The organism is Embleya scabrispora (assembly GCF_002024165.1).
Lineage (GTDB): Bacteria > Actinomycetota > Actinomycetes > Streptomycetales > Streptomycetaceae > Embleya > Embleya scabrispora_A.
The window spans coordinates 284,961-311,190 of the sequence record NZ_MWQN01000002.1 but is presented as its reverse complement, the minus strand read 5'-3'; the positions used below and the strand labels follow the sequence as shown (position 1 = coordinate 311,190).

Here is a 26,230-nt window from a genome sequence, read left to right as displayed (position 1 = left end):
ATCTCAGGATCCCCGACACCTCGGTCCGGGACTGGCAGGCGGTGCTCGATGTGGTCGTGGCGGACGGGTGGCCGTACGAGTATTCGGAAGGCCTCGACCCCAGGCCACTGCCTCGACCCGAGACCATCCTCGCCCGCCCCGCCGACGCCGAGTGTCCACGGTTGCGGGTGTCGCCCCGGCAGGCTCGGACGGCGGCTCGGTCATCGATACCCGGTCCTCGGCTTCGACCCCGAGGCCGACCGGGTGCGGACCATGGTCGATCCGCGAGCCGGTCGACGGTACGCCGCCGAGCCGCCGACTCGCGGGCTCAGCCCAGCAGTTCCGTCACGTACCGGCGCTTCATCGTGTCCACGACCGCGTTCGGGTCGGCGGACCAGACGTCGGCGTTGAAGATCTCCACCTCGATGTCGCCTCGGTACCCGGCCGCCTCGACCATCGCCGCCATCGCGCGGAAGTCGATCGTGCCGTCGCCCATCATGCCCCGGGCGAGGAGGGTGTCGGCAGGCAGCGGGAGCACCCAGTCGCAGATCTGGAACGAGGCGATCCGCGCGCCGGCCCGACGGATTGCCGCCGGCAGGTACGGATCCCACCACACGTGGAACGCGTCCACGACCACGCCGACCTGCTCGACCGGATGCGGCTCGGCCAGGTCCAGCGCCTGGTCCAGGGTGGAGAGCACCGCGCGGTCCGCGCAGTACATCGGGTGCAGCGGCTCCAACGCGAGCCGAACCCCGTGCGCCCCGGCGTACGGCGCGAGTTCGGCCAACGCCTCGGCCACCCGCTCCCGCGCCCCCGGCAAGTCCCGCTCCTCGGCGGGCAGTCCGCCGACGACCAGGACCAGACAGGCCGCCTCCAACGCCGCGGCCTCCTCGATCGCACGACGGTTGTCCGCGATCGCCTCGGCCCGCGCGGCCGGTTCGCTCGCGGTCAGGAACCCGCCCCGGCACAACGACGAGACGCGCAACCCGGCCTCGCGCACGAGCTTCGCCGACTCGGCGAGCCCAGCGTCGGCGACCTTGTCCCGCCACAGCCCGATCGCCGGCAGCCCGGCTCGTACACACCCCTCGACCGCCTCGCGCAGCGACCACTCCCGCGTCGTCCACTGGTTGAGCGCAAGCCGCGCCAGCCGCGCGTCGCCGACCGCGGGCGTGGGCACGCCGGCGGGTCGCCCGCTCGGGACGTCCAGCGCCGTCGCGTCGGAGGCGGTTCGGTGTGACGCCGCTGCGCCTGCCGCTGCCGGCACGTCCCGCGCCTCCGCGCCCATCGCCTCGTTCGCACTCACGATGCCACCCCCGCCACGATCAGCAGCGCCCGCATCCGGGACGCCGCCAACTCCGGATCCGGGAACAGGCCCGCGGCGTCGGCCAGTCGGAACGCCTCGGCCAAGTGCGGTACCGAGCGCGCCGATTGCGCACCCGCCACCATGGTGAACGCGGACTGACGACCGGTCAGCCACGCGAGGAACACGATGCCGGTCTTGTAGTGGTAGGTCGGCGCCGCGAACAGATGCCGGGACAACGGCACCGTCGGCGCCATCAGGGCCTCGTACCGATCCGTGTCACCCGCGTCCAACGCCCGCAGCGCGCCCGCCGCGACCGGCGCGATCGCGTCGAAGATGCCGAGCAGGGCGTGGCTGAAGTGCCGCCCGTCGCCCCGGATCAGCTCCGGGTAGTGGAAGTCGTCCCCGGTGTAGAGGCGTACTCCGGCGGGGAGTTGTGCGCGCAGCCGGACCTCGTGGTCGCGGTCGAGCAGCGAGACCTTGACCCCGTCGACCCGATCGGCGTGCTCGCGCACCAGATCCAGGAACGTCTCCGTCGCCGCGTCGACGTCGGCGGAGCCCCAGTAGCCGGCCAGCGCCGGGTCGAAGACCTCGCCCAACCAGTGCAGCACGACCGGCCGCCGTACCTGGCGCAACAGCGCGTCGTACACCCGCCGATAGTCCTCCGGCCCCTGCGCCGCCGCGGCCAGTTGCCGGCTCGCCATCAGCACGACCTTGGCGCCCGATTCCTCGACCACCGCGATCTGCTCCGTGTAGGCGGCGATCACCTGGTCCACGGTCAGCCCGACGCCGGCGTGGTCCGTGCCCGCGCCGCAGGCGATCAGCGCGTACGGATCGCCGATCGTGGCCGCCTCGGCGGCGCTGCGGCGGATCAACTCGGCGGTGGCCGCCCAGTCCAGGCCCATGTTGCGTTGCGCGGTGTCCATCGCGTCGGCGACGGCGAAGCCGTGCGACCACAGGTGGCGCCGGAAGGCGAGGGTGGCGTCCCAGTCGGGTGCCGCCGGCCGGCCCGGGGTGTTGTCGGCGAGCGGGTCGGCCACTACGTGCGCGGCGGCGTACGCGGTGCGTTCGCGGAAGGCCGGGCCGCCGGGGGCCGCGCCCAGGTGCACGCCGGTGAGGTCGTACGGCTCGACCGTGCCGGACATCGTGGGCAGCAACAGGCGGGCGGTCATGCGGACTTCCCGTCGAGCACGGGCAGCTCGATGCGCCGGCCCTCGGCCGAGGAGCGCAGGCCGCACTCGGCCAGCTGTACGCCCCGCGCGCCCGCGAGGAAGTCGAAGGCGAACGGCGCGTCGGCCACCACGTGCCGGACGAAGTCCTCCCACTGGACCTTGAATCCGTTGTCGAAGCCGCTGTCGCCCGCGTTGTCGGGGATCTCCTGCCACTGGTCCCGGAAGGACTCGGTGACCGGAAGGTCCGGGTTCCACACCGGAGTCGGCGTCGCCGAGCGGTGCTGGACCCGGCATCGACGCAGCCCGGCGACAGCGCTGCCCTCGGTACCGTCCACCTGGAACTCGACCAGTTCGTCGCGGTTGACCCGCACCGCCCAGGACGAGTTGATCTGCGCGACGACCCCGCCCGCGAGTTCGAAGATGCCGTAGGCCGCGTCGTCGGCGGTGGCCGGGTATTCCCGGCCCTGCTCGTCCCAGCGGGTGGGGATGTGCGTGACGGCCTTGGCGGTGACCGCCTCGACCCGGCCGAACAGGTTCTCCAGGACGTACGACCAGTGGCAGAACATGTCCACGACGATGCCGCCGCCGTCCTCGGCCCGGTAGTTCCAGCTCGGCCGCTGTGCGGCCTGCCAGTCGCCCTCGAACACCCAGTAGCCGAACTCGCCGCGTATGGAGAGGATTCGGCCGAAGAAGCCGCCCTGGATCAACCGGCGGAGCTTGAGCAGTCCGGGCAGGAACAGCTTGTCCTGAACCACGCCGTGCTTGACCCCGGCGGCGTCGGCGGCCCGGGCCAGGTCCAGCGCGCCGCTCAGGGTCTCGGCGGTGGGCTTCTCGGTGTAGATGTGCTTGCCCGCCGCGATCGCCGCGTGGATCGCCTTCTCGCGCGCCGTGGTCACCTGCGCGTCGAAGTAGATCGTGTTCGCGGGGTCGGCGAGCGCGGTGTCCAGGTTCGTCGTCCAGGCGGCGATGCCGTGCCGGTCGGCCATCGCGCGCAACTTGTCCGCGTCACGGCCGACCAGCACCGGCTCGAGCACGACCCGCGACCCGTCGGCCAGCGCCACGCCGCCCTGCTCGCGGATGGCCAGGATCGAGCGGACCAGGTGCTGGCGGTAGCCCATGCGGCCGGTGACGCCGTTCATCACGACGCCGAGGGTGTGGGTGGTCATGGGGGCCTCTCGGTAGGCGGTGGACCGGGATGGGAAAGCGCTTTCCCGTAAGCTAGGGCGCGTGGCCGTCGAGGTCAAGGGATGTCGGGCCGGAGGTGCACTGTCCGCATGCCGCTCCCGGCATCCACTTGGGTATGCGCTTTCCAATCGCTACTCTGTGCCCATGCCGACTCCGACGCCCGACGCGCCCGCGGCCCGACCGGCGGGCCCCGTCACCCTCCAGCAGGTGGCCGAGCGCGCCGGGGTCTCCTCCGCCACCGCCTCCCGCGCTCTGCACGGCAGCAGCGGGACCCGGATCGTGGGGGAGGAACTGCGCAAGCGCGTACTCGACGCCGCCCGCGAACTCAGGTACGTCTCCAACGCCCCGGCGCAGGCACTGGCCCGCTCCACGACGAGCGTGGTCGGCGTGGTGGTGCACGACGTCGCCGACCCGTACTTCGCGGCGATCGCGGCCGGCGCGATGGGCGTCGCGCGTGAGCACGGGCTGCTGGTGATGCTGGCCGCCACCTTCCGCGACCCCGAACTGGAACTCGACTACCTGGCCCGTCTGCGCGCCCAACGCGCCCGCGCGGTAATCCTGGCCGGCAGCGGCTTCGCCGACCGCGAGTTCACCCGACGCCTGGCCGCCGAGGCGGACGCCTACCGCGCCGACGGCGGCCACGTCATCGCGGTCGGCTCACACGGGATCGCGGCCGACACGGTGCGCCCGGCGAACCGCGCCGGCGCCGCCCTCGCCGTGCGCCACCTGTACGACCTCGGCCACCGGCGCTTCGGCATCGTGTCCGGCCCCCGCTCGCTGACCACGGTCCGGGATCGCCTGGACGGGGCCCGGCGGCAACTCCGGGCGCTGGGACTTCCCTTGACCCCCGGTCAAGTGGTCGACGGCGGGTTCACCCGGGAACAGGCCCGGACCGCCGCCCGCACCCTGCTGACCGGCCCGTCCGCACCGACCGCGCTCGTCGTCCTCAACGACGTGATGGCCGCCGGCGTACTGGCCGCCCTGCGGGAGGACCTGGGCCTGCGCGTACCGGACCAGGTCTCGGTGGTGGGCTTCGACGACGTCCCCTTCGCCGCCGACCTCAACCCACCGCTGACCACGATCCGCCTCCCCCTGGCCGACATCGGCACCCAGGCCATGCACATGATCCTCACCGGCCCAACGGTCACCCCACGCACGGTGGACGTGGACGCGGAACTGGTCCCCAGAAGCAGCACAGCCCCCGCCCCCCAGCCCTGACCCCCACACCCCACCCACAATCCGGGCAACCCACCGGGCGCAACGAACCATGCCCCCATCACCGACCCCGGCACCGCCCGACACCGCCAAGGCAGGGAGGCCACGCAGCCGGCCCCGTGCGACGGACGCCCCAAACCCCCCGACCCACCGAACCTCGGCCGGTGGCGTCCACTGGCCCGTGCGATGACTGGGCCGGGGGCATGAGGGAGAGGGGAGAGGCCGGCCAAGCTCTCCCCTCTGGCAGGCACCCCCAGCCGGCGTGCAAAGCCCGGAGACCCGGGGCCCTCGACGAGGCGGTGCGTTGGCTGACGAAACCGGCCGGCAGGAGGCAGGGTTGGCGGTCGGGCGGGGTCAGGTCGACGGGAATGCCGAGCGCGTCAGGCGTGCGTTCCGTCTCTGGTCGCGGGTGGCCGGTGCGGGGCCGCTCCGAGTCGGTGATGGGCCGCCGCCGGCGTTCAGGGCTCCGAGACCCGAAGTCCTCGACGAGACGGGCGCATTGCTCACCGAAAACCGGCCGGCAGCGGGGGGCAGAGAGGGCGGTCGGGTCGAGTCCCCGGGGTGCCTTCCCGAGTGGGTGGAGTGTGCCCGGCGGGCGTTGCGCTTGTGGTCACGGGTGGCCGGTGCGGGGCTGGTCCGAGTCGGTGGTGGGCCGCCGCCGGCGTTCGGGGCTCCAAGACAGGTGTTCCCGACGAGACCGGTGTGTTGCTTACCGAAAACCGGCTGGCAGCGGGGGGCGGGGAGAGCGGTCGGGTCGAGTCCTCCGACGAGCGTTCCCGAGTGGGCGGGTGTTTCCGGCGGGCGTTGCGCCTTGGGTTGCGGGTGGCCGGTGTGGGGTTGGTCCGAGTCGGTGGTGGGCCGCCGCCAGCGTTCGAGGCTCCAAGACAGGTGTTCCCGACGAGACCGGTGTGTTGCTTACCGAAAACCGGCTGGCAGCGGGGGGCGGGGAGAGCGGTCGGGTCGAGTCCTCCGGCGAGCGTTCCCGAGTGGGTGGAGCGTTTCCGGCGTGTGTTGTGCTTGTGGTTGCGGGTGGCCGGTGCGGGGTTGGTCCGAGTCGATGGTGGGCCGCCGCCAGCGTTCGGGGCTCCAAGACAGGTGTTCCCGACGAGACGGGCGTGTTGCTCACCGAAAACCGGCTGGCAGCGGGGGCAGGGTGGGTGGTCGGGTCGAGTCCTCCGGCGAGCGTTCCCGAGTGGGTCGAGCGCTTCCGGCGGGCGTTGCGCTTTGGGTTGCGGGTGGCCGGTGCGGGGTTGGTCCGAGTCGGTGATGGGCCGCCGCCAGCGTTCGGGGCTCCAAGACCCGAAGCTCCCGACGAGACGGGCGCATTGATCACCGAGAACCGGCTGGCAGCGGCGGGCGGGAGGGGGCTCGGGTTGAGTTCGCCGGGGAGCCTTCCCGGGTGGGTCGGGTGTTTCGGTGTGCGGTCGGCGTGTGGGTGGCGAGGGTTCACGAAACCGGACGGTGTGAGGTGCCGTGGCGTCGGTGTGAGGGATAACCGCAGGTCAGCGTCAAGGAGGAGGCGTTTGAGGTGCCTCGGGATCCGGTTTCGGCTCTCGGTGGTCACTTTCGGTCTCCTCGACGGCCTCCACGACGTCGCCGCGCGCGAAACCGACTGCCGACCAGGCAGTTCCGGTCTCCGCACGCGCACCGAAAAGACCGGAACACCCCAAACCGGCACCCGACACCCGACTCTCCGCCACGACTGCACAAAACCGCAGGTCACAGAAACTCGAAGCCCACAACCACCCGCCGAGATCCGATTCCGAACCCCAACCCGGCCACCCCGCAACCACAAGCACAACGCCCGCCGGAAACACCCGGCCCACTCGGGAAGGCTCGCCGGAGGACTCGACCCGACAGCCCTCCCCGCCCCCCGCTGCCAGCCGGTTTTCGCCGACCAACGCGCCCATCTCGTCGGGAGCTTCGGGTCTCGGAGCCCCGAACGCTGGCGGCGGCCCATCACCGACTCGGACACACCCCGCACCGGCCACCCGCAACCACAAGCGCGACGCCCGCCGGAAACGCTCCACCCACTCGGGAAGGCACCCCGGGGACTCGACCCGACAGCCCTCTCTGCCCCCCGCTGCCAGCCGGTTTTCGGTGAGCAACACACCGGTCTCGTCGGGAACACCTGTCTTGGAGCCCCGAACGCCGGCGGCGGCCCACCACCGACTCGGACACACCCCGCACCGGCCACCCGCGACCACGAGCGCGACGCCCGCCCAAAGCACCCGGTCCACTCGGGGAAGCGACTCGGCGACCCGGCTCGACCCGACCACCCACCCTGCTCCCCGCTGCCGGCCGGGTTTCGCCAACCAACGCAGCCGCCTCGTCGGGAACTCGAGCCTCCGAGTCCTGCACGCCGACGGCCGCCCACCCATGTGCCGGGCCGGTCCCGCGCCGGCGCTCCGCAACCGACAGTGCGGCGTCCGCCGAATACGTCCTTACCCACCCCGGAAGGCATCTTCGACTTACTCGGCCTCGGGTCCGGTGTTTGTTCTTTCGCCTTCCTGGTGGGTCGGCATTTTTACGGTGAGGCTGAGTGTGGCCAGGGTCTGGAACAAGGCTGCCGTGGCCAGGGCTGTGGTGAGGGAGTGGGCGAGGAGGGGGCCGGTGAGGGCTGCGCCGAGGGCGAAGGTGGTGATCTTCAGGCTCGCGCCGGTGGTGAAGATGCGGCTGCGTAGGGCCTCGGGGGCCTCGCGGTGTCGGATTGTGAACAGGGCTGTGAGTTGCGGGCCTTCGGCCATGCCGGCGAGCAGCATCGCGGCGATCAGTGGGATCGGGTGGGCGGTTGCCGCGAGCAGGAGGGCGCCGGTGAGGACCAGCGTGCTGTATTGGATCACCGTCTCCGGGCGCAGTGGGCGCGGTCGGCGGGCCAGGAGCGCGTTGGTTGCCAATGCCGAGGCGGCGAGCAGTGAGAGCAAGGTCGTCCCGTGGGCGGCTGAGCCGAAAGCGCGTTCGCCGAGGAGTGGGCTGCCGGCGAGCAGGATGCCCTGTCCGACACAGGACAACATCGACGCCGCCGTGGCCCTGGCCAGGGATGGTGAGCCCACGATGGCCCGGAAGCCTGCGACGAGGTCGGCGCCGATGCCGTTCCGGGGCGTGGGGGCGGGAACTGGCGGTGGTTCTGGGTGCTCCTGGGGTTCGTGGCTGCGGGTGGAGGGCGACGCTTTGGTCGGTTGTGGCGCCGTGTGGTTCCGGGGGGTCTGTACTCCGGTGTCGGGTGATGTCTTGGCTGATGGTGGCGTCGGGCGCCTCCGCCGCATCTGCGTGCGGGACGGCATCCGCGTTCGGGCCGGTGGTAGTGCTCGGGCGGCCGGTAGGGCCAGACAGATCAGGACGATCGCCGTTGTCATTGCGGCCTGTGCGCCCGCCAGGGTCGTGATGATTCCGGCCAGGGCCGGGCCGGTCAGGGCGGCCAGATTGAATGTCATTGCGTCGTACGTCGTTGCGCGCGGTAGGTCGGCTGGGGTGACCACGTGGGGCAGCTGGGATGTCCAGCCGCCGGTCAGGGCCGGGCCGGCCAGTCCTGCGGTCAGGGCGATCAGCAGTGTGAACGCGATCGGGGTTCGGCCCAGCGTTGCCAGGATTGCCCCGAGTGCCGCCGCGTAGCCCGCGAGCGTGACGGTCAGCAGGCGGCCCGGTCGGGGGGTGCGGTCCAGGAGTACGCCGAAGACGGGACCGCCGAGTGCTGCCGCTGCGGTGACGGCGGCCAGGAGTGCCGAGGCGGTGGCGGCCGACCCCGTGGCCGCCAAGCCGGCCAGCAGCAGGGCCGGGCCCGACATCTCGTCACCGGTACGCGCCGCGGCCGCTCCGGCGATGTAGGGCCATATTCCTCCGTAACGCTTTTGCATGATCAGCACGTTACGTAAGTAACTCAATCATTGGCTAGATGCGTTACATTTGGCGGGTGCTGCACTCGAATGACGAGCGGGCCACCCGCCACTCCGTCCAGGCTGTCACCCGACGCACCGTCGCCCTGGTCAACGCGCTGACGGCGGATGATCCGACGCCCGACCCGTCCCCCGCCGCCGTGGCCGAACTCCTGCGCGAACACGGCGAGTCCGGTCCGATCGAGCTCACCCCGACCGATGTCGCCGACCTGCGTGCCGCCGCCCTGCTGCTGCGTGCGGTCTTCGCCGCCGAGGACGTCGACGCCGCCGCCGACGCGCTCAATCGCCTGCTTCGTCGGGGCCGGGGCAGGCTTCGGCTCACCTCGCACGCCGGTCGCAGCCCGTGGCATCCGCACCTCGACCGCGACGACGACGCGCCGTGGGGCGAATGGTTCCTCGCCTCGTCCTGCCTGGCCCTGACCATGCTGCTGTGGGATCGGCAACGCCCACCCGGCGGCGTCTGTACCTCGGCGACCTGCCGACACGTCTTCGTCGACGAGGGCGGAGGGCCGCCCCGCCGCTACTGCTCCCGGCGCTGCGCCACGCGCGAACGGGTCGCCGCCCACCGCCGCGCCCGGGCATAGCGCGGCTTTCCGGCCTCCGGCTTCCCGGCACCCGGTCCCTCGACCCCCCGCCCCGCGCGCAGCGCCGGGTCCAGCGCGGTGGCTGCCACCAATACGACCGACATCACCGTCAGGATCATCGCCAGATGGTGCAGCCCCGCGTCGGTCGCCCGGGGGCCGAAGGTCGCGCCGATCAGGCTCGCCGACGCCAGCGCGCCCAGATAGGAGAAGGTACGCAGCAGCCCGGCCGCCGTGCCCGTCGCGGCGGCCGGCGCCTGGCGGAACATCGCCCGCTGGTTGGCCGTGTTGGCCAGGCCGTTCTGGAGTCCGAAGACGACGCTCACCACGAGCAGCAGCCACAGCGGCGAGTCGGCGCGCAGCAGCAATAGGGTCGCACTGCCCACTGTCAGCACGCCCGCACCGGCCAGCAGGGGAGTACGCAGCCCCGGTCCCGTCAGCACGGCCGAGACCCCGGCGGCCACCACGAACGACGGCGTCATCAGCAGTCCGGCGGTGGACGCGGATCGGCCCGTGCTCTGCTCCAGCCACATGGTCCAGCCGTAGATGAAGCAGTAGGTCGAGGCCATCGCCACCGCCTGTCGCAGGTACGTCCTGGTCAGCGCGCCGTTGCGGGCCACCATCCGCACGTCCAGGAACGGCGAGTACGCACGCAACTCCCAACGGGCCAGCGCCAGTCCGGCCGGCAGACCGAGGGCGAGCAGCCACCACCTCGACGCGGTGGGCCGCATCAGGAACAGCAGTACGCTCGTCAAGGTCGCGGCGAACAGCAGCAGGCCCGGGGGATCCAGCTCCCGCGCCGCCGAGCCGGTACGCCGCCGGCGCTCGTCCGCCGGCAGCCAACACACCGCGAACCCGGCCGCGATCGCCGCCAGCGGGATGTTGATCAGGAACATCGACCGCCACCCGCCGACCGCGATCAACAGCCCGCCCAGCGGCGGCCCGATCGCCATCGTGGTCTGCCCGGCCACCGCGAGCGCGTTCAACACCCGTCCCGGCGCGGGCCGAGCGAGGCGTTCGGACTGCCTGCGCACCATCGTCATCGCCGCCGGATAGGCCGCCGACGTACCCAGCCCGAGCACCACACGCGCGACCACGAGCATGCCGATCGACGTGCCCATGAAACCGATCAGCCCCCCGAGCGCGACCAGCGCCATGCCGGCGAGGTACACCCGCCTGGGCCCGAACAGATCCGCGAGCCGCCCGGCCGTCGGCTGCCCGATCGCGGTGGCCAGGTACAACGCCGACACCAGCCACGTCGTGGCCCCCGCGTCCACGCCGAACGCCCGGCCGATCGACACCAGCGCGATCGCGATGATGGACGAGTTGATCGGATTCAGCACTGATCCGAGGGCGGCTGCCGCGGTGAACCGGGCCCCGAATCCGGCCTGTTCGGGGGCGGGGCCGGCGAATCGGCGGCGCCGGCGCGCGGGTGTCGGGAGCGGGAGCGGATCCGTCGAGGGCATGGCGGCGGGCACGTCCGTTCTGCGGAGGCCGGGATTCGGGTCGGAATGCGGGTCGGGTGTCGCGTCGGAGGTCGGGCCGGGAGCCGGGCCCGGGGCGGCGCTGTCAGCTTCGCGCGTGCCGGGGTCGCCATGAAGGCCGTGTCATTCGCGCCAACGGCGAGTGCGGTGCCGGGACTGGTGGCGGCACGGCCACCCCTGTGCCGGTGCCGGCCCGCCCTGCCTGTCCCCGTGGGGAACACGCACCGAGACCCCTGCTTTGGGACAATCGAGAGGTGACGTCACCACATCCGCTCGGAGAGTTCCTACAGGCCCGCCGTGCCCGTCTCCAGCCCGGCGACGTCGGGCTGCCCGCCGGCACCGGACTCCGTCGTACCCAGGGGCTGCGCAGGGAGGAGCTGGCCGCGCTGGCGGGGCTGAGCATCCAGTACTACACGCGCCTGGAGCAGGGCCGCGAGAACAACCCCGGTGGTGCGGTCCTGGACGGGATCGCGAGCGCGCTGCGGTTGAACGAGGAGGAGCACGCGCACCTGTACGCCCTGGCCAACCACGCGGCGGAGCGGGTGCCGGCCGGTGGTGTGCCCGCCGATCGAGAGGTACGGCCGGCGATCCGGGCGCTTCTGGAGCGGGTCCGACCCTGGCCGGCGTACCTGCTCGGTCGGACCAGCGACATCCTGGCCGCCAACCCCGAGGTGTTCGCGCTGCTGCCCGGGCTGGCCGACTGGGCGCCGGAGCGGCGCAACAGCATTCGGTACCTGTTCCTGCACCCGATGGCACGGGAGTTGTTCGCCGACTGGGAGCGGGCCGCGCTCAGCACCACGGCGCAACTGCGCTCGCTGCTCGCCGCCGACCCCAGGGACCGGGAGTTGGCCGCACTGGTGGACGAACTCACGGAGGGGAGTCCCGAGTTCGCGGTGCAGTGGCAACGGTACGACGTACGTCGGCGGCGTAGCGACCAGGAGACGTACCGGCATCCGCAACTCGGCGAGATCACACTCGCGTTCGAGGTGCTGCGAATGGAGGGCGGCCAGCGGATCACCATCTACCAGCCGCAGGAGCCGGACGAGGAGGGCCGCCGGGTGTTGCGGGGCCTGTCCGAACTGGCCACGAAGGTCAGGCCGGAGGCCACGGAGTAGGGGGCCGGCGGCCCCGGGGTGGTGGGGTTGTCGGCGCTGGGCGGGCGACGGGCGGGGCAAGGGACTTGGGCTGGCGGCTTCGGGGTGGGGCGGCGGCGGGTTTGGGGACCGTGGGGGCTTGGCGCCTGGGTTCTCGCGTGCTCGGGTACTCGGGTCCTCAGCCGCTCAAGGCCTTGGCCGCCCGGGTCCTCAGCCGCTCGAGTCCTTGGCTGCTCAGGTTCTCGGCCGTCCAGGTCAGCCGCTCCGGTCCTCAGCCGCCCAGGTTCTTGACTGCTCGGATCCTTGGCCGCTCGGATTCTCGGTTGCTCAGTGTCCGGCCGTTGTGTCGGCCCCGCTCGGAGCGATGGTCTCGGGGTGGGCGCGGAGTTCGGTCGTGTCGGCTTCGACTGAGGGCTCCGGCTCCGGCTCCGGCTCCGCTATCGGTTCGGCCCCGGCCGGCGCCTCGACCTCCGCCGCCACTTCGGCCTGGGCCGAGGCCGCAGCCGCCGCCGCTTCGGCCTCGGTGAGTGCGCGGCGCATGTCCTGGGCGTGGCGCCGGGCCATCTCCCGGATATCCGGGGTGAGGTACGGACGGTCGGCGACCGCTGCCGCCTCGGCCGACTCGGTCCAGGCGCGCATGACGTCGAGGGGGCGCTGGTGTCCGCACGACACCTCGGCACCCGCTTCGTCATGCACCGTGGCCTCGTAGGCGCCGTTGACCCAGACGCTGACGCCCTCGTCGTGAAAGACGACGTCGAAGGGCACATCGTCGGGATCCGGCTCGGGACCGTCGCCGGTGAGGAGCGTGAACTTCTCGTGTGGTCGCATCCAGTGGTCGGTGCCCCACGGCTCGACCCAGATCGCCAGCATCTCGGCGGTGTCGTTGTTCAGTCTGATCGATGGCATGACCCAGGGTATTCAGCCCACGCCCGGCCCGCTTCGGTTCGGTTCGACGGGCCGGGACGCACGGGGTTGCGCGCGGGTCTTGCAAGGAGGCGCGACGCATCGCCTGCCGAAATCACTTCCCGCTCGAGCTGCCCCCGGCCGTCAGGCCGTGGTGCGATCGGGAAGCAGGCGGGCGCGGAGGAATGCGAGGACTTCGTCGCGGGCTCGCACGGTGGGGTGGCCTTCCTCGTCGACGAGGTGCGCGGTGACCACGCTGTGGGGGGTCTGGACCAGGTCGCGGAAGAACGGCGGTGGCTCGGGGTTCGCGTACTCGCCGGGGAGCACGCGGCCGTCGAAGCGGTCGCCGAGGAGCCGCGCGTAGGCGGCGAAGCGTTGGCCGGTACACCACTTGTCGTTGTCGAAGCGCAGGCCGAGTGCGGTGAGCCCGTCGCGTTCGAACCGCTCGCGGATGGCGGCCGCGTCCTCGGGCGACAGCTCCAGGGCGGCCGGGTCGTCCAGCGGTAGCGAGGGTTGGCCGAGGACCGGGGCGATGACGGCCGGTTCCAGCGTCATGCTCAGCGCGAAGTTGCCGGTGAAGCACATTCCCACCGCGCCGACACCCGGTCCGCCGCATTCGTCGTGCGCGGTCCTGGCCAACGCGCGCAGCCACACCGCCACCGGGCTCGTGCCGCCGCCCGCGAACGCCCTGAACTCCTTGCTGACGCACGCCCGTTCGAGGATCGGCTCGGCGAGCTCGACGGTGGGATACGCCCCGTCGACACCGAAGAGCGAGGGCACGTAGACGGTGAACCCCGCGTCGCGTACCCACCCGGCGAAGCGCACCACGTCGGGGCTGATACCCGGCATCTCCGGCATCACGACCACCGCGGGCCCGTTCCCGGCCACGTGGACGGTCTTCTCGCCTCCGGACAGCGAGACCACGCGTTTCGCAAAGCCGTCCAGCACGGCACCGCCGTCGACACTCATGATCCACACTCCGCTATGCGATCGATCGGTCGTGATTATCGCGGCACGCTACACGACCGATCGATCGCATACAATCGGCCCATGGCCCAGGACACCACCGAATCCGCCGCGGATTCCCCCACGCCGCGTGCCGACGGCCGCCGTGCCCGGGGTGATCGGACCCGGCACGAAGTCGCCCGGCAGGCCGCCATGTCCGCGACCGTGTACGGGCTGGACGCCATCACCGTCGGCGCGCTCGCCGCCCGGACCGGGCACAGCAAGAGCGGGATCCTCACGGTGTTCGCCAACCGGGAAGCCATCCAGATCGCCGCCGTCGCCGAGGCCCGTGCCCTGTACCTGCGGCACGTCGTCGAGCCGTCGTGGCCCGCCGCCCCGGGCCGGCCCCGGCTCCGGGCCCTGCTCGACAACTGGGTGGCCTACCTGCGCGACGGCGTCTTTCCCGGCGGGTGTTTCATCACCTCGACCTCGGTCGAATACGGCCGCCGCGAAGGGCCCGTCGCCGACGCGGTCCGCGACCTCGTCCGCGAGTGGCTGCACCTGCTGGAGTCCGAACTGTCCGCCGGCGGCAGTCGCTTCCCGGCCGACGATGCCTTCCGCATCGACGCGTACCTGCGCGCTGCCAACACCCGCTACCAACTCTTCGGCGAAGACACCGATTTGGACCGCGCCAAACGCCTGTCCCTGGACGTGCTGGGCGTCCGATGAGCGGTGCGTCGGCGTCCGAGACGTCGAGAGGGAACCCGGGCGCCCGCGCCGGCGGGGCCGGGGGGCGCCCGGTCGGGCGGTCCCGGTGCGAGTGGTCGGCGGTGTTCAGAACCCCGGAGGACGGCGGAACCCGCCGATTGCCTCCGCGAGGCACTGTACGAACCGAACGGCCGTGCGGTCGTGCAGGTAGGGCGCGATCACCTGGATGCCGACCGGAAGTCCGTCCCGGGTCGCCCCGACGGGCGCCACCGCCGCGGGCAGGTGGTTGACCGCCGAAGGCGCCATCCATGTGAGCATCTCGCGATACGGCCGGTCGGCGCCGTCGACCCGCAGCGTCCGGACGGACCAGGCGGGGTCGGGCCGATGGTCGTGCGGGAAGGCGGCCGTCGGGCTCACCGGGCACAGGAGCACGTCGACGTCGCGGAAGAACTCGGCCCAGCGGCGGCGCGAGTGTTGCCGGCGTTCGTCGAGCGCGTGCCAGTCCCGGAAGCGCAGCGTCAGGTCCGACGCGAATCCGCCCGCCGGCCCTTCCGCCGCGGCGAGTTCCACCAGCCCGGCGTACGACTCGTCGGACTCGACCAATCCGCTCTGCGCCATCAGCAGCGGCTGGTACAGGGCCATCGTCTCGTCGAGCCCGACCGGCCCCGCGCCCTCCACCACGGCGGCGCCCTCGGCCCGCACCGCGTCCACCGCCGCCCGCATGATGGCGACCAACTCGCGGTCGACGGGGCAGAACGGGTCGTCGAGCCAGGCCGCGACCCGGAACTCCCGCAGCGTGCCGGCCCTGGCGGCGGGCAGCTCCAGCCGCCATGCCGGGGCGCGTTCGTGGTCCGCCCCCGCGAGGACGTCGAGACCCAGGTCGAGGTCGTCGGCGTGCCGGGCGAGCGGGCCGAGCACCGCCATGTCGAAGTCCGCCAGTGTCCCGGGTGCGTGGCCCGAGACGCTGCCGTACCTCGGCACGATCCCGTACGACGGGCGCAGTCCGTAGACGCCGCAGAAGTGGGCGGGTACCCGGATCGAGCCCGCCGTGTCGCCGCCGAGTTCAAGGCCGGTCAGTCCCGCGGCCACCGCCGCGGCGGACCCGCCGGACGACCCGCCGGCTCCACGGGTCGGGTCCCACGGATTGTTCGTGGTTCCGTAGATCTCGTTGTGGGTCTGCCAGTCCCGGGCGTCGGCCGGCAGATTCGACTTGCCGAACACGATCGCTCCCGCGTTCCTGAGCCGCGCGACCGACTCGGCGTCGCGCGTCGAGACGTGATGTCCCCAGCGGGTCGAACCCCCGGTGGTCCGCATGCCCGCGACCTCGAGACTGTCCTTGATCGTTACGGGGACGCCGTGCAGCCGGCCGAGCGGCTCGCCGCGCGAGACCGCGAGGTCGGCCGCCCGCGCCGCGGTTCGTGCGCCCTCCTCGTCCCGGGCGACGATGGCGTTGACCTTCGGGCCGAGCCGCTCCAGCCGGGCGAGGTAGTGGTCGAGCAACTCGACGCTCGACACCTCCTTCGCCGCGACGGCGGCGGCGAGTCGGCCTGCGGAACGAAACGCCAGATCGGTCATGCGAACCTCCGGAGAAAACCTGTGCCGCGGCGAACACACCCCTGCGGCCGACGCAAAAGCCCAGCTCAGGGCCCGTCGAGGCCGAGACTAACGTGCGTGGGCGATGATTTCGGCGTGTGGCCCTGGTCACTTTCACCGGCGGCTTCGTCCCGTGTTCGGGACAGCGACCCGAGGTCGCGTCGGCGGGTGGTCGGCCTCGTCTCCGTCCTCGTCCGCCCGCGTTGCCGCGATATGCGACTACCGGTCCGCCGCCGTACTCACGGCGTTGGCGCGCTCGGCACCGAGCCGAGGTGCCCGCGGATCGCGAGGGCCACGCCGTCCATCTCCGCGGTCGACACCTGCTCCGCCTCGGTCGGGTTCAACAGGGCGAACACGCCCGGCCCGCGCAACTCGGGAACCAGGCCCGCCATACGGGGCACCATGTGGAAGTGCACGTGCTCGAACCCCGGTTTCTCGGCGAACTGCGCCACGTAGGTCTTGGCGCAACCGGTCACCTCCCGCAGCGCCCGCGACACATGGACCTGCAACAACCCCAGACCGACGGCCTCGTCGTCGGTGAGGTCCGCGATCGAGGTCACATGGCGCCGAGGGACCAGGACCAGCCAGCCCGGCAGGCTCGTGCCGACTGCGTGTGTCACCCTCCACAGTGCGTCGGAAACGATGCGCTCGCGAGGCGGGAGGGTGTCGTACGAGGCGTTCTGCCGGCAGGAGAAGCAGGTCTCGGAAGGTGTCGTCATACCCATGAGCGTAGGCCGCGCGTGAAACCCGAGAGAGCGGCGTCGAGTTCGCCTCGTCTGCCTCGCCGCTGCACGCATGCCGCCGCTTCGGCATCGGTGGCCTGAACCGCATCCGACAAGCCCCCACCGACGGCCATGGCCGCGTCCCGGCGCCGTCCCGGGCCGCCTTCGGGTGCCCGGATCGGGCGGCGGTCACCGGCTCCGGGCGTAGTGCGTCCGGGCCTTGGCCCGGTTGCCGCACTCGGCCATCGAACACCACCGCCGCCGTCCGTTCTTCGACACGTCCGCGAACCAGAGCGTGCACTCCGGGTTCGCGCAGCGCCTGATCCGCTCCGGATCCGCGGTGCGGAGCAACTCCAGGTAGGCGCGCGCCACTTCCCAGGCCGGCCGCCAGGTCGGGTCGACGACGTCCACCTGCTCGGTCGGGCCCTGCGCGCCGAGTCCGAGGCGGACCGTCCCGCGTGCGAGGACCGCGTCCAGGTCCTGGTACGCCCCTTCCTCCAGCGCCGCGCGGATCGCCTCCCGGGTGGCGACGAGTGCGTCGCGCACCGCGTCGATGGCCGCCTCGGGCGTGGTGTCGGGGCGTTCGTCCAAGGCGTGTTCGGCCAGCCAGGCCCGCAGCAGGGCCGGGTCGTCCAGGTGGTCGTGCAGGGCGCCGCGCAGCGGCCAACGCGTGTTCGCGAGGTCCAGCGCCAGGGGTTCGCCGGTCAGCGGCCGGATGTCCATGCCGGTCAATCTAACCGATGAATGTGTGTTGACAGGTTAGATTCCGACTGTCTAATGTCTGAGCATCGAGTTAGACGTTAGAAACGAGGGGGTGGCCGTAGTGCCGCGCATCGGCAGTACCGGGGCAGGGTTGGCGGCCATGACCGTGTCGTTCGGCCTCAACTTCTCCGCCGGGGTGTTCTTCGCGCCGGTCGCGGAGGACTACGGCATCGGTGCCGGGACCCTCGCGGTCGCGGCGGCGCTGTCCACGGTGGTCACCGGCGCCGCCCAGCCGCTGGTCGGCGTCCTGCTCGACCGGCTCGGCGCGAAGCGGGTGATCGTCGCGGCGCTCCTGCTGCTGTCGGCGAGCTACCCGGCGCTCGGTGCGGCGCGCGGTGCCGGGCAGTTCGTGGCGGCGTACGTGGTGCTCGGCGGCCTCGGCTTCGCGGGTTCCTCCAGCCTCGCCGTCAGCACCCTGATCGCCCGGGCCGAAGGCGACCGTGCGGCACCGGCGTTGGCCCGCGCCGCGATCGGCATCAACCTCGGGCAACTGGTCGTCCCGTGGGCGGCGGCCGGGCTGTTCGGGCCGTTGGGCACGCGTGGTACGTACGTGGCGATCGGTGTGGCGGGGCTCGCCGCCACCGCGGTGCTCGCGGCGGCGCTCCCGCCGGACCGCCGGGCCGCAGGCGTGCCGGGTGTTGCCGGGACTGCGGGGGCCGTGGGTGCTTCCGGCGCCTCCCTCGCGACCGGGGGAGCGGGGCCGGACCTGCCGAAGCGGCAATCGCTGCGCGGTCGCGGGCGTATCCTCGCCGCGTTCGGGCTGCATGCCGCGACCCTGTACGCGATGGTCCTGCTGCTCCCCAAACACGCCGTCGAACTGGGCTGGTCGGCCGCGGCCGGCGGCAGCCTGGTCGCGGTGGCCGCCGCCGCTGCCGCGGTGTCGTCCGCGGTGACCGCGCGCCTTGTCGGTCACACCGCGCCCGAACGCCTGCTGCCCGTCATGCACGTGCTGCGCGCGATGTCCCTCGTGCTCGCGGCGGCGGCTCCCGACCCGCGACTGCTCGTCGTCGCCGCCGTGTTGTTCGGCGCGGCGTCGTTCACGGTGATCCCACTGACCATGGCGATCGTCACCCGCGGCCTCGACCCGGCACGCCTGGGCCGCACGCTCGCCCCCGCCTGGATGGTCCACCAGGGCTCGGCCGGACTCGGCCTCGCCCTGGCTGCCGCCGTACATGCGGCCACCGGCGGCTACCGCGCCTACTTCGCCGCCGGCGTCGGGCTCAGCCTGCTCGCCGCCGTCCTGACCTCGACCGCCGAGAGCGCGGCGCGCCCCGCCGCGCGCACCACCTCGCCGACTCCATCCCTCGCGTCGACTCCATCCCTCGCGTCCTCTGCATCCCTCGCATCCTCTGCATCCACCTCGTGACCCGGAAAGGGACGATCCCCATGAACGCCGTCACCACCCCCGCAACCACCACCACACCCGCCGCCGACCGCGCCATCCGCCACGTCACCGTGGAGATCGACGGACTGAACGTCTTCTACCGCGAGGCCGGCGACCCGGCGAACCCCACGCTGCTTCTGCTGCACGGCTTCCCGTCCAGCTCCGCGATGTACCGCGACCTGATCGGCGAACTCGCCGACGAGTACCACCTGGTGGCCCCCGACCACATCGGTTTCGGGCAGTCGGACGCGCCGGCGGTGGACGCCTTCCCGTACAGCTTCGACAGGTTGACCGAGGTCACCGTCAAGCTCGTCGACCACCTCGGACTGGACCGGTTCGCGCTGTATATCCAGGACTACGGCGCCCCGATCGGCCTGCGGATCGCCGCCGCGCATCCCGAGCGGGTCACCGCGCTGATCAGCCAGAGCGGCAACGCCTACCTGGAGGGCTTCACCCCGTTCTGGGACGTCCTCTTCGCGCACGCCCAGGACCGCGAGACGCACGAGCCCGCCGTGCGCGAGCTGCTGACCGCCGAGGCCACCAAGTGGCAGCACACGCACGGCATTCCGGCGGACCGCCTGGCCCGAGTGGCGCCGGACGCCTGGGTTCTGGACCAGGCGTACCTGGACCGTCCCGGCAACAAGGAGATCCAGCTGCAACTGTTCTGGGACTACCAGTTCAACCTGGACGGCTACCCGGCGTTCCAGGAGTACTTCCGCACCCACCGGCCGCCGACGCTGGTCGCGTGGGGTGCCGGCGACGAGATCTTCGGCCCGGACGGAGCCCGAGCGTTCGCCCGCGACCTGCCCGACGCGGAGATCCACCTGCTCGACGCCGGACACTTCGCGCTCGCCACCCACACCCCGGAGATCGCGGCACTGATCCGCGACTTCCTCGGACGCACCATCGCCTGACCACCACGCACCCCCGCACGCGGCGCCGCCCCCGGCCACCCAGGCCGAGGACGCGGCGCCGCATCGCGCCAGGCGGGTGCGGGTTGCCGGGCCTTATGCGAGGCGTCGGGGCGTGCGGTACGTCGGTTGCTCGGTTGCGGGCCGGGTCTCGGGTGTTCGGGACAGGCCGAGCATGCTCGGTCCTCGGCGTCTTCGGGCGCCATCCCGGCGTGGGCACGGGGCCGTTCGGCGGGGTGGGTTCAGAAGTAGGTGGCTACCCATTCGGCTGCGCCTGGGAGGACCTCGTCGAGGGTGGGGATTTCCGGGTACCAGGCTTTTTCCCACTCCAGGGAGACCCAGCCTTGCCAGGCGTGTTCCTGCAGGGTGGTGCCGATGGTGGTCAGTGGTACCGCTCCGGTGCCGAGGGGGACCGGGGTGGTGTCCACCGTGGAGGCCGCGTCCTTGATTTGCACGTAGTGCAGGAATCCCGCGAGTGCCTCGGCGGTTTCGGGGGGTTGTTCGCCGTGGCGCCAGGGGTGCAGGGCGTCCCAGATCGCCCCGACCGCGCCGGCGAAGGGGCGGATCAGGGTTGCGACGGCTGTGCCCGTGGGGTGGGAGTCGTGGGTTTCGACGAGCATGGTGACGCCGCGGGCGCGGGCGTCGGGGAGAAGGGCGGCCAGCCTGCGTTGGGCGCGTTCGGTGTCGCCGTCGCCGGTGCCGCCGGGGAAGATGCGGACGGCCGATGCGCCCAGGTCGTAGGCCAGGTCGAGGAGGCGGTCGATGGCGGAGAGGACGACCGGGTCGGGGGTGGGTGCGCAGATGCCCGCGTAGCCGGCCAGGCACGGTACGGCCAGGCCGGCGTCCGTGATCCGGGCGCGGATTGCCCGGCGCTCGCCCGGGGGCAGGTCCACGTGTACGAACTCGTCCTGGTGGACCCGGAGTTCGAGGCCGGTGCAGCCGTGTCGGAGGGCGCGGACGAGGTGTTCGTGCACCGGCCGGCCGGGGGCGCCGAGGGTGCTGAAGGCCCACCTCGGACGCTCGGGTGTGCTCACGTGTCCTCGAATCCTTCGCCTCGCGGGCTCCACGTCGATATGGAAAGCGCTTTCCCGTTTCCGTTTCGGAGCGTAGGTCGCCGCCGCTCCCGGGTCAAGGCGACACCGGAGCGTCGAGGCGTCCCCTGCGCCCGACCCCCGGAGCGGGACGTCAACCGAGTATGTAGTCCAGGACGTACGTGTGACCGCCGTCCTCGGTTCGTGTGATGTCCAGCGAGCCGGTGATCCCGGCGAGTTCGTCCGTCCCGGTACCCGCGACCACCCGGATCGCCAGTTCCTCGCCGGCGGTGCCCGGTGCGCAGTGCAGAAAGACGAAGGAGCCCTTGCGGCCCGCCAGTTCGCCGGTGAAGCGTTCCACTGCGACATAGGCGGCAGGGGCGCCTTCGACGTCCATGACCGACGACATGTGCACCGTGCTCTCACCGGCCAGGTCGCCGGTGAAGACCTTGGTGATGACGACCCGGCCGAGTGCGGCGCCCGGGGCCTCGTCGATCGCCTCCGGCTGGAAGGAGGTGAGCTCGAATGTCCCGGTGGCGGTGGTGCCCCTGCCCATTGCGCAGCCCTCGTTTCTGGAAGCGTGAGGATTCCGTACCCGCTGGTCGCACGCAGCTTCGCACACGGCGCCGACATCCGGCGAGGATCCGGCGCGCCCGCGGGGTCAGGCCCGCCGCCCCACCACCACTGTCATCACCGCGCACAGCGCGGCCGGCAGCAACAGGGCCCAGGCCGGATCGTGTGTGCCCGTCGCGCCGTCGACGCCGACGAACGCGCCCATCGCCGCGACTCCGACCGTGGCACCGATCTGGCGGACCGCGTTGAGCAGGCCACCGGCCGCGCCGGCGGTGCCCTCCGGCGCCGTGGCGATCACCGTGCCGACCAGTGCGGGCAGCGCGAAGGACACCCCGAAGCCGGTGCACACCAGCCCGATCGCCAGCACCGGATACCCGAAGCCGGCAAGCACCGCGACGGCGAACACCACGCAGCCCGACGTCAGCAGTCCCAGGCCGGCCAGCATCGGGGCCCGCGGCCCGGACCGCGCCAGGATCCGGCCGGTGAGCAGCGGGTTCACCGCGAACGGCAGCGTCATCGGCAGGAACGCCACCCCGGTCCGCATCGGCGACATGTGCAGGTTCTGCCGGAACAGCAGCGGCAGGACGAACAGCAGCCCCGTCATCGCGAAGTTGACCGCCGCCCCGGCGAGCAGCGCCGACCTCGTGGCGCGCGAGCGCAACACGGCCGCCGGCAGCACCGGGTGCGGGCTGCGCCGTTCGGCCCGGACGAACACCAGTGCGGCGAGCACCGCCGCCGCCCCCGAGCCGGCCGCGTGCGTCCCGGACCCCGACCCGGCCGCGATCAGCGCATCGGTGGCCAGGCCCAGCGCCCCGCACACCACGAGTTGGGATGCCCAGTCGATCGGCCGCCCGCCCCGGGGCACCGCACCGCGCGGCCGGCGGTCAGCGCCAGGGTGAGCGCGGCGATCGGGACGTTGACCAAGAAGATGGCGCGCCAGCCGTACGCGTCCACGAGCAGGCCGCCGGCGAGCGGGCCCACCGCGAGGGCCGCGCCGCTGAGCGCGGCCCACACCGACACCGCCTTCGCCCGCTCGGCGGGGATCGGGAACAGCCGGGTGATCATCGCCATCGACGCCGGCACGCAGGCGGCCGCAGCCGCCCCGAGCAGCCCGCGCAGCGCCACCAACGTCCACAGGTTCGGCGCCGCCGCGCTCAGCAGCGACCCGACACCGAACCCGACGATGCCGACCCGGAACGCCCGGTGCGCGCCGAACCGGTCGGCCACCGCCCCCGCGGTCAGCAGCAGAGCGCCGAAGACGACCGTGTACCCGGACACCGTCCACTGCAGCCCCGCCACCGAACCGCCCAGCGACCGGGCCAGGTCCGGTTCGGCCACGGACAGCACGGTCATGTCGAGCAACACCATGAAGTAGCCGAGCGAGATGCCGATCAGGGCTCGGGTGCGCGACCTCGATGTAATGGCGTGTGAGGTCGCGACGGGTGTATCGACGAGTGGCATCGAGGGTTCTCCTGGAATGGAGCGGCGGTGGGGAGCGACCCGGGAGAGGCCGAGGATCGCGGTGCACCACTGTCCGCCGACCGGCGGTCTCGACTCGACCGGCCCGACCGTACGCCCCGTTCGGAATATCCGAATGCTCGGGGGAGGTTGCCCCGCCATGGAACTTCGCCAGCTCCGCACCTTCGAGGCGGTCGCCCGCTTCGGCACGGTCACCGCGGCCGCCAATGCGCTCGACATCGCGCCGTCGTCGGTCTCCGAGCAGATCCGGGTCCTGGAGAAGTCCGTAGGCGTACTCCTGTTCGATCGAGGCCCCCGGGGCATGACGCCGACCGCGGCCGGGGAGCGCATGCGGGAGTGGGCGCACCGGCTGCTCGACCAGGCCGAACAGGCCCGCCGCGAGGTGGCCGCCGCGGCGCCGCTGCTACGGCTGGGGGCGTTGGAGAGCATCGCCGTGACCCACGTGCCCCCGGTGCTCGGCCGGCTCGCCGCCCGCCGGCCCGATCTGCGGGTCGAGGTGGTCTCGGACACCGACCGGGGCGAACTCCTGGCCGCCGTGGTGGCCGGTCGGCTGGACGCGGCGCTGCTCCTGGACACCGGCACCTGGCTGGGCGAGCTGGGGTTCGAACCACCGCCGGCCGCGCTGGCGTTCGTCGACCTGAAACCCGTCGGACTGGCGTTGGTCGCCGCGCCCGGGCATGCGCTGGGCGACCGGGACCGGATCACCGATGCCGATCTGCGCGAGGATCGACTGCTGGTCAACGGGGCGTCGGCCTGCTCGTTCCGGCTGGCCGGCGATCGGTTGCTCGGCGCCGAGGTGGAGCGGGTCCGGGCCGGCGGTGTCGCGGTCACCCGGGCGTGGGCCGAACAGGGGCTGGGCATCGCGCTGTTGCCGCACTTCGCGGTCGCCGACCAACTGGCCGCCGGCACCCTGGTCAGGCTTGCGCTGGACACCCCCGACCTCACCCTGCGCCTGGTCTGGCGCCCCGACCGCGAGACGTTGCCCGGGCTGCGCGAGGTGCTGTACGCGGCGGCGGCGTCCGGCGAGCGGGCCGGGCCGGGCGCGCCGATCCGGGCGGGCTCGCCGCAGGGCTGAGGCGGGCCGACAGCGGGCCCGCAACGGACCCCACGGCGGGGCCCCATAGGCGGCCCGGCCCCACCCCGTAGCGCCCCGGAGAACTTCACCGGACCGGTCACACTTCTCCGCCCGCGCGGGTCATCCCCTCGACGGACCGACAACGGACCCGCACCCGTCAAGGCGAAAGCCCCCGACGCCGACCCGCACCCGGAACCGCACCCGGACCCGGGCGCCGGCCGGCCCTCCCGAGGAGCGCAGTATGACCACAGGCATCAAAACGGTGATCTACCCCGTGCGGGATCTCGCCGAGGCCAAGGAGCTGTACAGCCGGATCCTCGGCGTCGACCCGGTGATGGACGAGTCCTACTACGTCGGTTACCACGTCGACGGCCAGGACATCGGCCTGGACCCGAACGGCCACGCCAAGTGGGAGCACGGCCCGATCTCCTACTGGCACGTCGCGGACATCGACGCGACCTTCGCGTCCCTGGTCGAGGCCGGCGCGCAGCCCGTCCAGGACGTCAGGGACGTCGGCGGCGGCAAGCGCACCGCCGTGCTCAAGGACGCCGACGACAACCCGATCGGTCTCATCCAGGAGGCCTGAGTCCGGAGCGTCGTGGGCCCGGCAGCTCGCGAGTCGTGGCCCGGGAACGCCGAACCCGGCCCGGCTCCCGGGACCGGACTCCCGGCCCCGCGATCCGTACGGCGCGGCCGACACCCCCCGTGGGTGTCGGGCGCGCCGTCGGTGCGTGTGCTTCCGGGCTCGCGGCCACCCCCGGCTACCCCTGCTCGGGACGCTCGTAGCTGCCGTAGGTGGGTGCGCCCCGACGCTCGTAGGACGTGATCACCACGCCCTTCCCGGTGACCTCCGAACCGGTGAGCGCGAACGCGGTCGGCAGTACACCCGGTTCGAACAGGCGCTTGCCCGCGCCGAGGGCGACCGGGAACGTCAGCAGGTGCATCGTGTCGATCAGGCCGAGCCGCAGCAGCGCCCCGGCGAGCGCGCCGCTGCCGTGGATCTGGAGTTCGCCGCCGTCCTGCTTCCGGAGCGTGCCGACCTCCTCCGCGAGGTCGCCGTGCAGCAGCCGGGTGTTGTGCCAATCGGCCGACGTGAGGGTGTTGGTGGGCACGTACTTGGGCAGCGTGTTCAGCGGCCCGGCGATCGGGTCGGCCGGGTCGGTGATCGCGGGCCAATAGGACGCGAAGATGTCGTACGTCCGCCGCCCGAGCAGGAACGCCTCCGCACGCCCGATCACCCCGACCATGAACCGGCCGAAGTCGTCGTCCCCGTAGGGCGTCGACCAGCCGCCGTGTTCGAAGCCGCCTGCGGGGTCCTCCTCCGGGCCGCCCGGGGCCTGGTAGACGCCGTCGATGGTGAGGAAGGTGGTGAGGGTGATCTTCATGGCGCTGCCCTTCGTCGCGGTGTCGCCGTGTTGGTCCCGTGCTTTTCGAGTCGACACATGCTTCGACTGCGCGTCCACCGGAAACTCATCGGTCCGGGAGCGATGAGGAGCGATGAGGAGCGACCGAGACCGACCGGGCTGCCGGGACGACCGGGAGTACCCGAGCGCGATTCTTCGATCGATCCCCGACGATTCCCGCCCCGACCCACCCGCATGCGTTACGAAAGGACGCCACCCGACCACACGCCACCCGACCACACGCCACCCGACCACACGTCACCCGACCGCACGCGACGCGACCGTGTGGCACGTCCGACGAGGAGCCCGCGATGTCCTTCCCCGACGTCCCCGACGATCCGCAGAGCCTCGGCTACCCCGGGACCCGCTACCGCGGCGACTCCGGCGAGGTCAACGCCCGGTTCCGCCCCGCCGAGCACCCGCCCGAGCTGATCACCGCCGGCGCGACCTACCACTACCTGGCCACCACCGACTCCACGGACGGCGAGTACGGCCTGTACCGGGTCGACATGCACGCGGTGCCCAGCGGTCCCGGCACGCACTTCCACCGGACCATCTCCGAGTCGTTCTTCGTGCTCTCCGGCACGATCCGGCTGTTCGACGGCCGGGACTGGCGCGACGCCAGGGCCGGGGACTTCCTCTACGTACCGGTCGGCGGCCTGCACGCGTTCCGGAACGAATCCGGCGAGCCGGCCTCGATGCTGCTCCAGTTCGCCCCGGGAGCGCCCCGAGAGGCCTACTTCGAGGGCATCCCCGAGCTGGAACACCTCACCGACAAGGAACGTGCCCGGTTCTTCCTCCGTCACGACAACCACTGGGTCGACCTCGGCGGATAGGC

General features: G+C 72.3%; 24 protein-coding genes. 9 read left to right on the top strand and 15 right to left on the bottom strand.

What is annotated here, in order from left to right:
* Positions 1–307: 307 nt before the first annotated feature.
* From B4N89_RS31840 to B4N89_RS31830, 3 genes are read right to left on the bottom strand one after another with little or no spacing between them, the layout of a single operon-like run.
* Positions 308–1,282 carry a sugar phosphate isomerase/epimerase family protein gene (locus B4N89_RS31840; RefSeq protein ID WP_235619031.1) on the bottom strand — a complete coding sequence of 325 codons (975 nt, stop codon included), beginning with the start codon at positions 1,280–1,282 and terminating at the stop codon, positions 308–310.
* Positions 1,279–2,451, bottom strand: a complete 1,173-nt coding sequence (locus B4N89_RS31835) for a dihydrodipicolinate synthase family protein (protein WP_078979944.1) — start codon at positions 2,449–2,451, stop codon at positions 1,279–1,281. Before B4N89_RS31835 ends, B4N89_RS31840 begins: the two co-directional genes overlap by 4 nt.
* Positions 2,448–3,617 carry a Gfo/Idh/MocA family protein gene (locus B4N89_RS31830; RefSeq protein ID WP_078979943.1) on the bottom strand — a complete coding sequence of 390 codons (1,170 nt, stop codon included), beginning with the start codon at positions 3,615–3,617 and terminating at the stop codon, positions 2,448–2,450. Before B4N89_RS31830 ends, B4N89_RS31835 begins: the two co-directional genes overlap by 4 nt.
* 163 nt (positions 3,618–3,780) lie before the next feature.
* Between B4N89_RS31830 and B4N89_RS31825 the strand changes: the two genes are divergently transcribed.
* Positions 3,781–4,854 (top strand): LacI family DNA-binding transcriptional regulator, encoded by a 1,074-nt coding sequence (locus B4N89_RS31825; protein WP_078979942.1) that lies wholly within the window; start codon positions 3,781–3,783, stop codon positions 4,852–4,854.
* A 2,468-nt stretch (positions 4,855–7,322) separates the two neighbouring features.
* Here B4N89_RS31825 and B4N89_RS31820 read toward each other — a convergent pair.
* A complete protein-coding gene (locus B4N89_RS31820; protein ID WP_078980647.1) occupies positions 7,323–8,705 on the bottom strand; it encodes an MFS transporter in 1,383 nt (460 codons plus the stop codon).
* Positions 8,706–8,743: 38 nt separating this feature from the next.
* On the opposite strand from B4N89_RS31820, the gene B4N89_RS31815 reads away from it, so the two are divergent.
* Positions 8,744–9,328 (top strand): CGNR zinc finger domain-containing protein, encoded by a 585-nt coding sequence (locus tag B4N89_RS31815; RefSeq protein ID WP_078979941.1) that lies wholly within the window; start codon positions 8,744–8,746, stop codon positions 9,326–9,328.
* Here B4N89_RS31815 and B4N89_RS31810 read toward each other — a convergent pair.
* Positions 9,265–10,791 (bottom strand): MFS transporter, encoded by a 1,527-nt coding sequence (locus tag B4N89_RS31810; protein ID WP_078980646.1) that lies wholly within the window; start codon positions 10,789–10,791, stop codon positions 9,265–9,267. The two genes, B4N89_RS31815 and B4N89_RS31810, sit on opposite strands and share 64 nt — an antisense overlap.
* 272 nt (positions 10,792–11,063) lie before the next feature.
* On the opposite strand from B4N89_RS31810, the gene B4N89_RS31805 reads away from it, so the two are divergent.
* Positions 11,064–11,924 (top strand): helix-turn-helix domain-containing protein, encoded by an 861-nt coding sequence (locus B4N89_RS31805; RefSeq protein ID WP_078979940.1) that lies wholly within the window; start codon positions 11,064–11,066, stop codon positions 11,922–11,924.
* A gap of 306 nt (positions 11,925–12,230) precedes the next feature.
* Here B4N89_RS31805 and B4N89_RS50855 read toward each other — a convergent pair whose 3' ends face one another.
* Both B4N89_RS50855 and B4N89_RS31795 read right to left on the bottom strand, forming a co-directional pair.
* Complete coding sequence (locus tag B4N89_RS50855) at positions 12,231–12,809, bottom strand: hypothetical protein (RefSeq protein WP_201261040.1); 579 nt, start codon at positions 12,807–12,809, stop codon at positions 12,231–12,233.
* Positions 12,810–12,950: 141 nt separating this feature from the next.
* Entirely contained in the window at positions 12,951–13,775 is an 825-nt protein-coding gene (locus B4N89_RS31795) for a dienelactone hydrolase family protein (RefSeq protein WP_078980645.1), read from the bottom strand.
* 81 nt (positions 13,776–13,856) lie between these two features.
* On the opposite strand from B4N89_RS31795, the gene B4N89_RS31790 reads away from it, so the two are divergent.
* On the top strand, positions 13,857–14,480 hold the full coding sequence (locus B4N89_RS31790) for a TetR/AcrR family transcriptional regulator (protein ID WP_078979939.1): 624 nt from the start codon (positions 13,857–13,859) through the stop codon (positions 14,478–14,480).
* Positions 14,481–14,585: 105 nt separating this feature from the next.
* On the opposite strand, the gene B4N89_RS31785 is transcribed toward B4N89_RS31790, so the two are convergent.
* The 3 genes from B4N89_RS31785 to B4N89_RS31775 form a co-directional block, all read right to left on the bottom strand.
* Positions 14,586–16,034, bottom strand: coding sequence for an amidase (locus B4N89_RS31785; RefSeq protein ID WP_078979938.1), 1,449 nt, complete (start codon positions 16,032–16,034; stop codon positions 14,586–14,588).
* Positions 16,035–16,291: 257 nt separating this feature from the next.
* Positions 16,292–16,771, bottom strand: a complete 480-nt coding sequence (locus B4N89_RS31780; RefSeq protein ID WP_078979937.1) for an HIT family protein — start codon at positions 16,769–16,771, stop codon at positions 16,292–16,294.
* Between the two features lie 192 nt (positions 16,772–16,963).
* Entirely contained in the window at positions 16,964–17,497 is a 534-nt protein-coding gene (locus B4N89_RS31775) for a CGNR zinc finger domain-containing protein (RefSeq protein WP_078979936.1), read from the bottom strand.
* Positions 17,498–17,636: 139 nt separating this feature from the next.
* On the opposite strand from B4N89_RS31775, the gene B4N89_RS31770 reads away from it, so the two are divergent.
* Both B4N89_RS31770 and B4N89_RS31765 read left to right on the top strand, forming a co-directional pair.
* Complete coding sequence (locus B4N89_RS31770; protein ID WP_078979935.1) at positions 17,637–18,902, top strand: MFS transporter; 1,266 nt, start codon at positions 17,637–17,639, stop codon at positions 18,900–18,902.
* A 20-nt stretch (positions 18,903–18,922) separates the two neighbouring features.
* The gene (locus B4N89_RS31765) at positions 18,923–19,834 is read left to right on the top strand and encodes an alpha/beta fold hydrolase (RefSeq protein ID WP_078979934.1); all 912 of its coding nucleotides are present in this window, start codon (positions 18,923–18,925) and stop codon (positions 19,832–19,834) included.
* A gap of 239 nt (positions 19,835–20,073) precedes the next feature.
* Here the strand turns inward: B4N89_RS31765 and B4N89_RS31760 are convergent, their stop codons facing one another.
* The 4 genes from B4N89_RS31760 to B4N89_RS51820 form a co-directional block, all read right to left on the bottom strand.
* A complete protein-coding gene (locus tag B4N89_RS31760) occupies positions 20,074–20,865 on the bottom strand; it encodes a sugar phosphate isomerase/epimerase family protein (RefSeq protein WP_078979933.1) in 792 nt (263 codons plus the stop codon).
* 151 nt (positions 20,866–21,016) lie between these two features.
* Positions 21,017–21,418: a DUF3224 domain-containing protein gene (locus tag B4N89_RS31755; RefSeq protein ID WP_078979932.1), complete on the bottom strand. Its 402-nt coding sequence runs from the start codon at positions 21,416–21,418 to the stop codon at positions 21,017–21,019.
* A 105-nt stretch (positions 21,419–21,523) separates the two neighbouring features.
* Positions 21,524–22,255 (bottom strand): MFS transporter, encoded by a 732-nt coding sequence (locus B4N89_RS51825; RefSeq protein WP_235619030.1) that lies wholly within the window; start codon positions 22,253–22,255, stop codon positions 21,524–21,526.
* Positions 22,219–22,896, bottom strand: coding sequence for an MFS transporter (locus tag B4N89_RS51820; RefSeq protein ID WP_235619029.1), 678 nt, complete (start codon positions 22,894–22,896; stop codon positions 22,219–22,221). The genes B4N89_RS51825 and B4N89_RS51820 overlap by 37 nt, the downstream gene beginning before the upstream one ends.
* A gap of 157 nt (positions 22,897–23,053) precedes the next feature.
* Here B4N89_RS51820 and B4N89_RS31745 point away from each other — a divergent pair, with 157 nt between their 5' ends.
* Both B4N89_RS31745 and B4N89_RS31740 read left to right on the top strand, forming a co-directional pair.
* Complete coding sequence (locus B4N89_RS31745; RefSeq protein ID WP_078979931.1) at positions 23,054–23,989, top strand: LysR family transcriptional regulator; 936 nt, start codon at positions 23,054–23,056, stop codon at positions 23,987–23,989.
* Positions 23,990–24,230: 241 nt separating this feature from the next.
* Positions 24,231–24,575 (top strand): VOC family protein, encoded by a 345-nt coding sequence (locus B4N89_RS31740; protein ID WP_078979930.1) that lies wholly within the window; start codon positions 24,231–24,233, stop codon positions 24,573–24,575.
* A gap of 175 nt (positions 24,576–24,750) precedes the next feature.
* Here B4N89_RS31740 and B4N89_RS31735 read toward each other — a convergent pair whose 3' ends face one another.
* Positions 24,751–25,374 carry a dihydrofolate reductase family protein gene (locus B4N89_RS31735; RefSeq protein ID WP_078980644.1) on the bottom strand — a complete coding sequence of 208 codons (624 nt, stop codon included), beginning with the start codon at positions 25,372–25,374 and terminating at the stop codon, positions 24,751–24,753.
* Between the two features lie 329 nt (positions 25,375–25,703).
* Here B4N89_RS31735 and B4N89_RS31730 point away from each other — a divergent pair, with 329 nt between their 5' ends.
* Positions 25,704–26,228 (top strand): cupin domain-containing protein, encoded by a 525-nt coding sequence (locus B4N89_RS31730; protein ID WP_078979929.1) that lies wholly within the window; start codon positions 25,704–25,706, stop codon positions 26,226–26,228.
* The last annotated feature ends 2 nt before the right edge of the window (positions 26,229–26,230 follow it).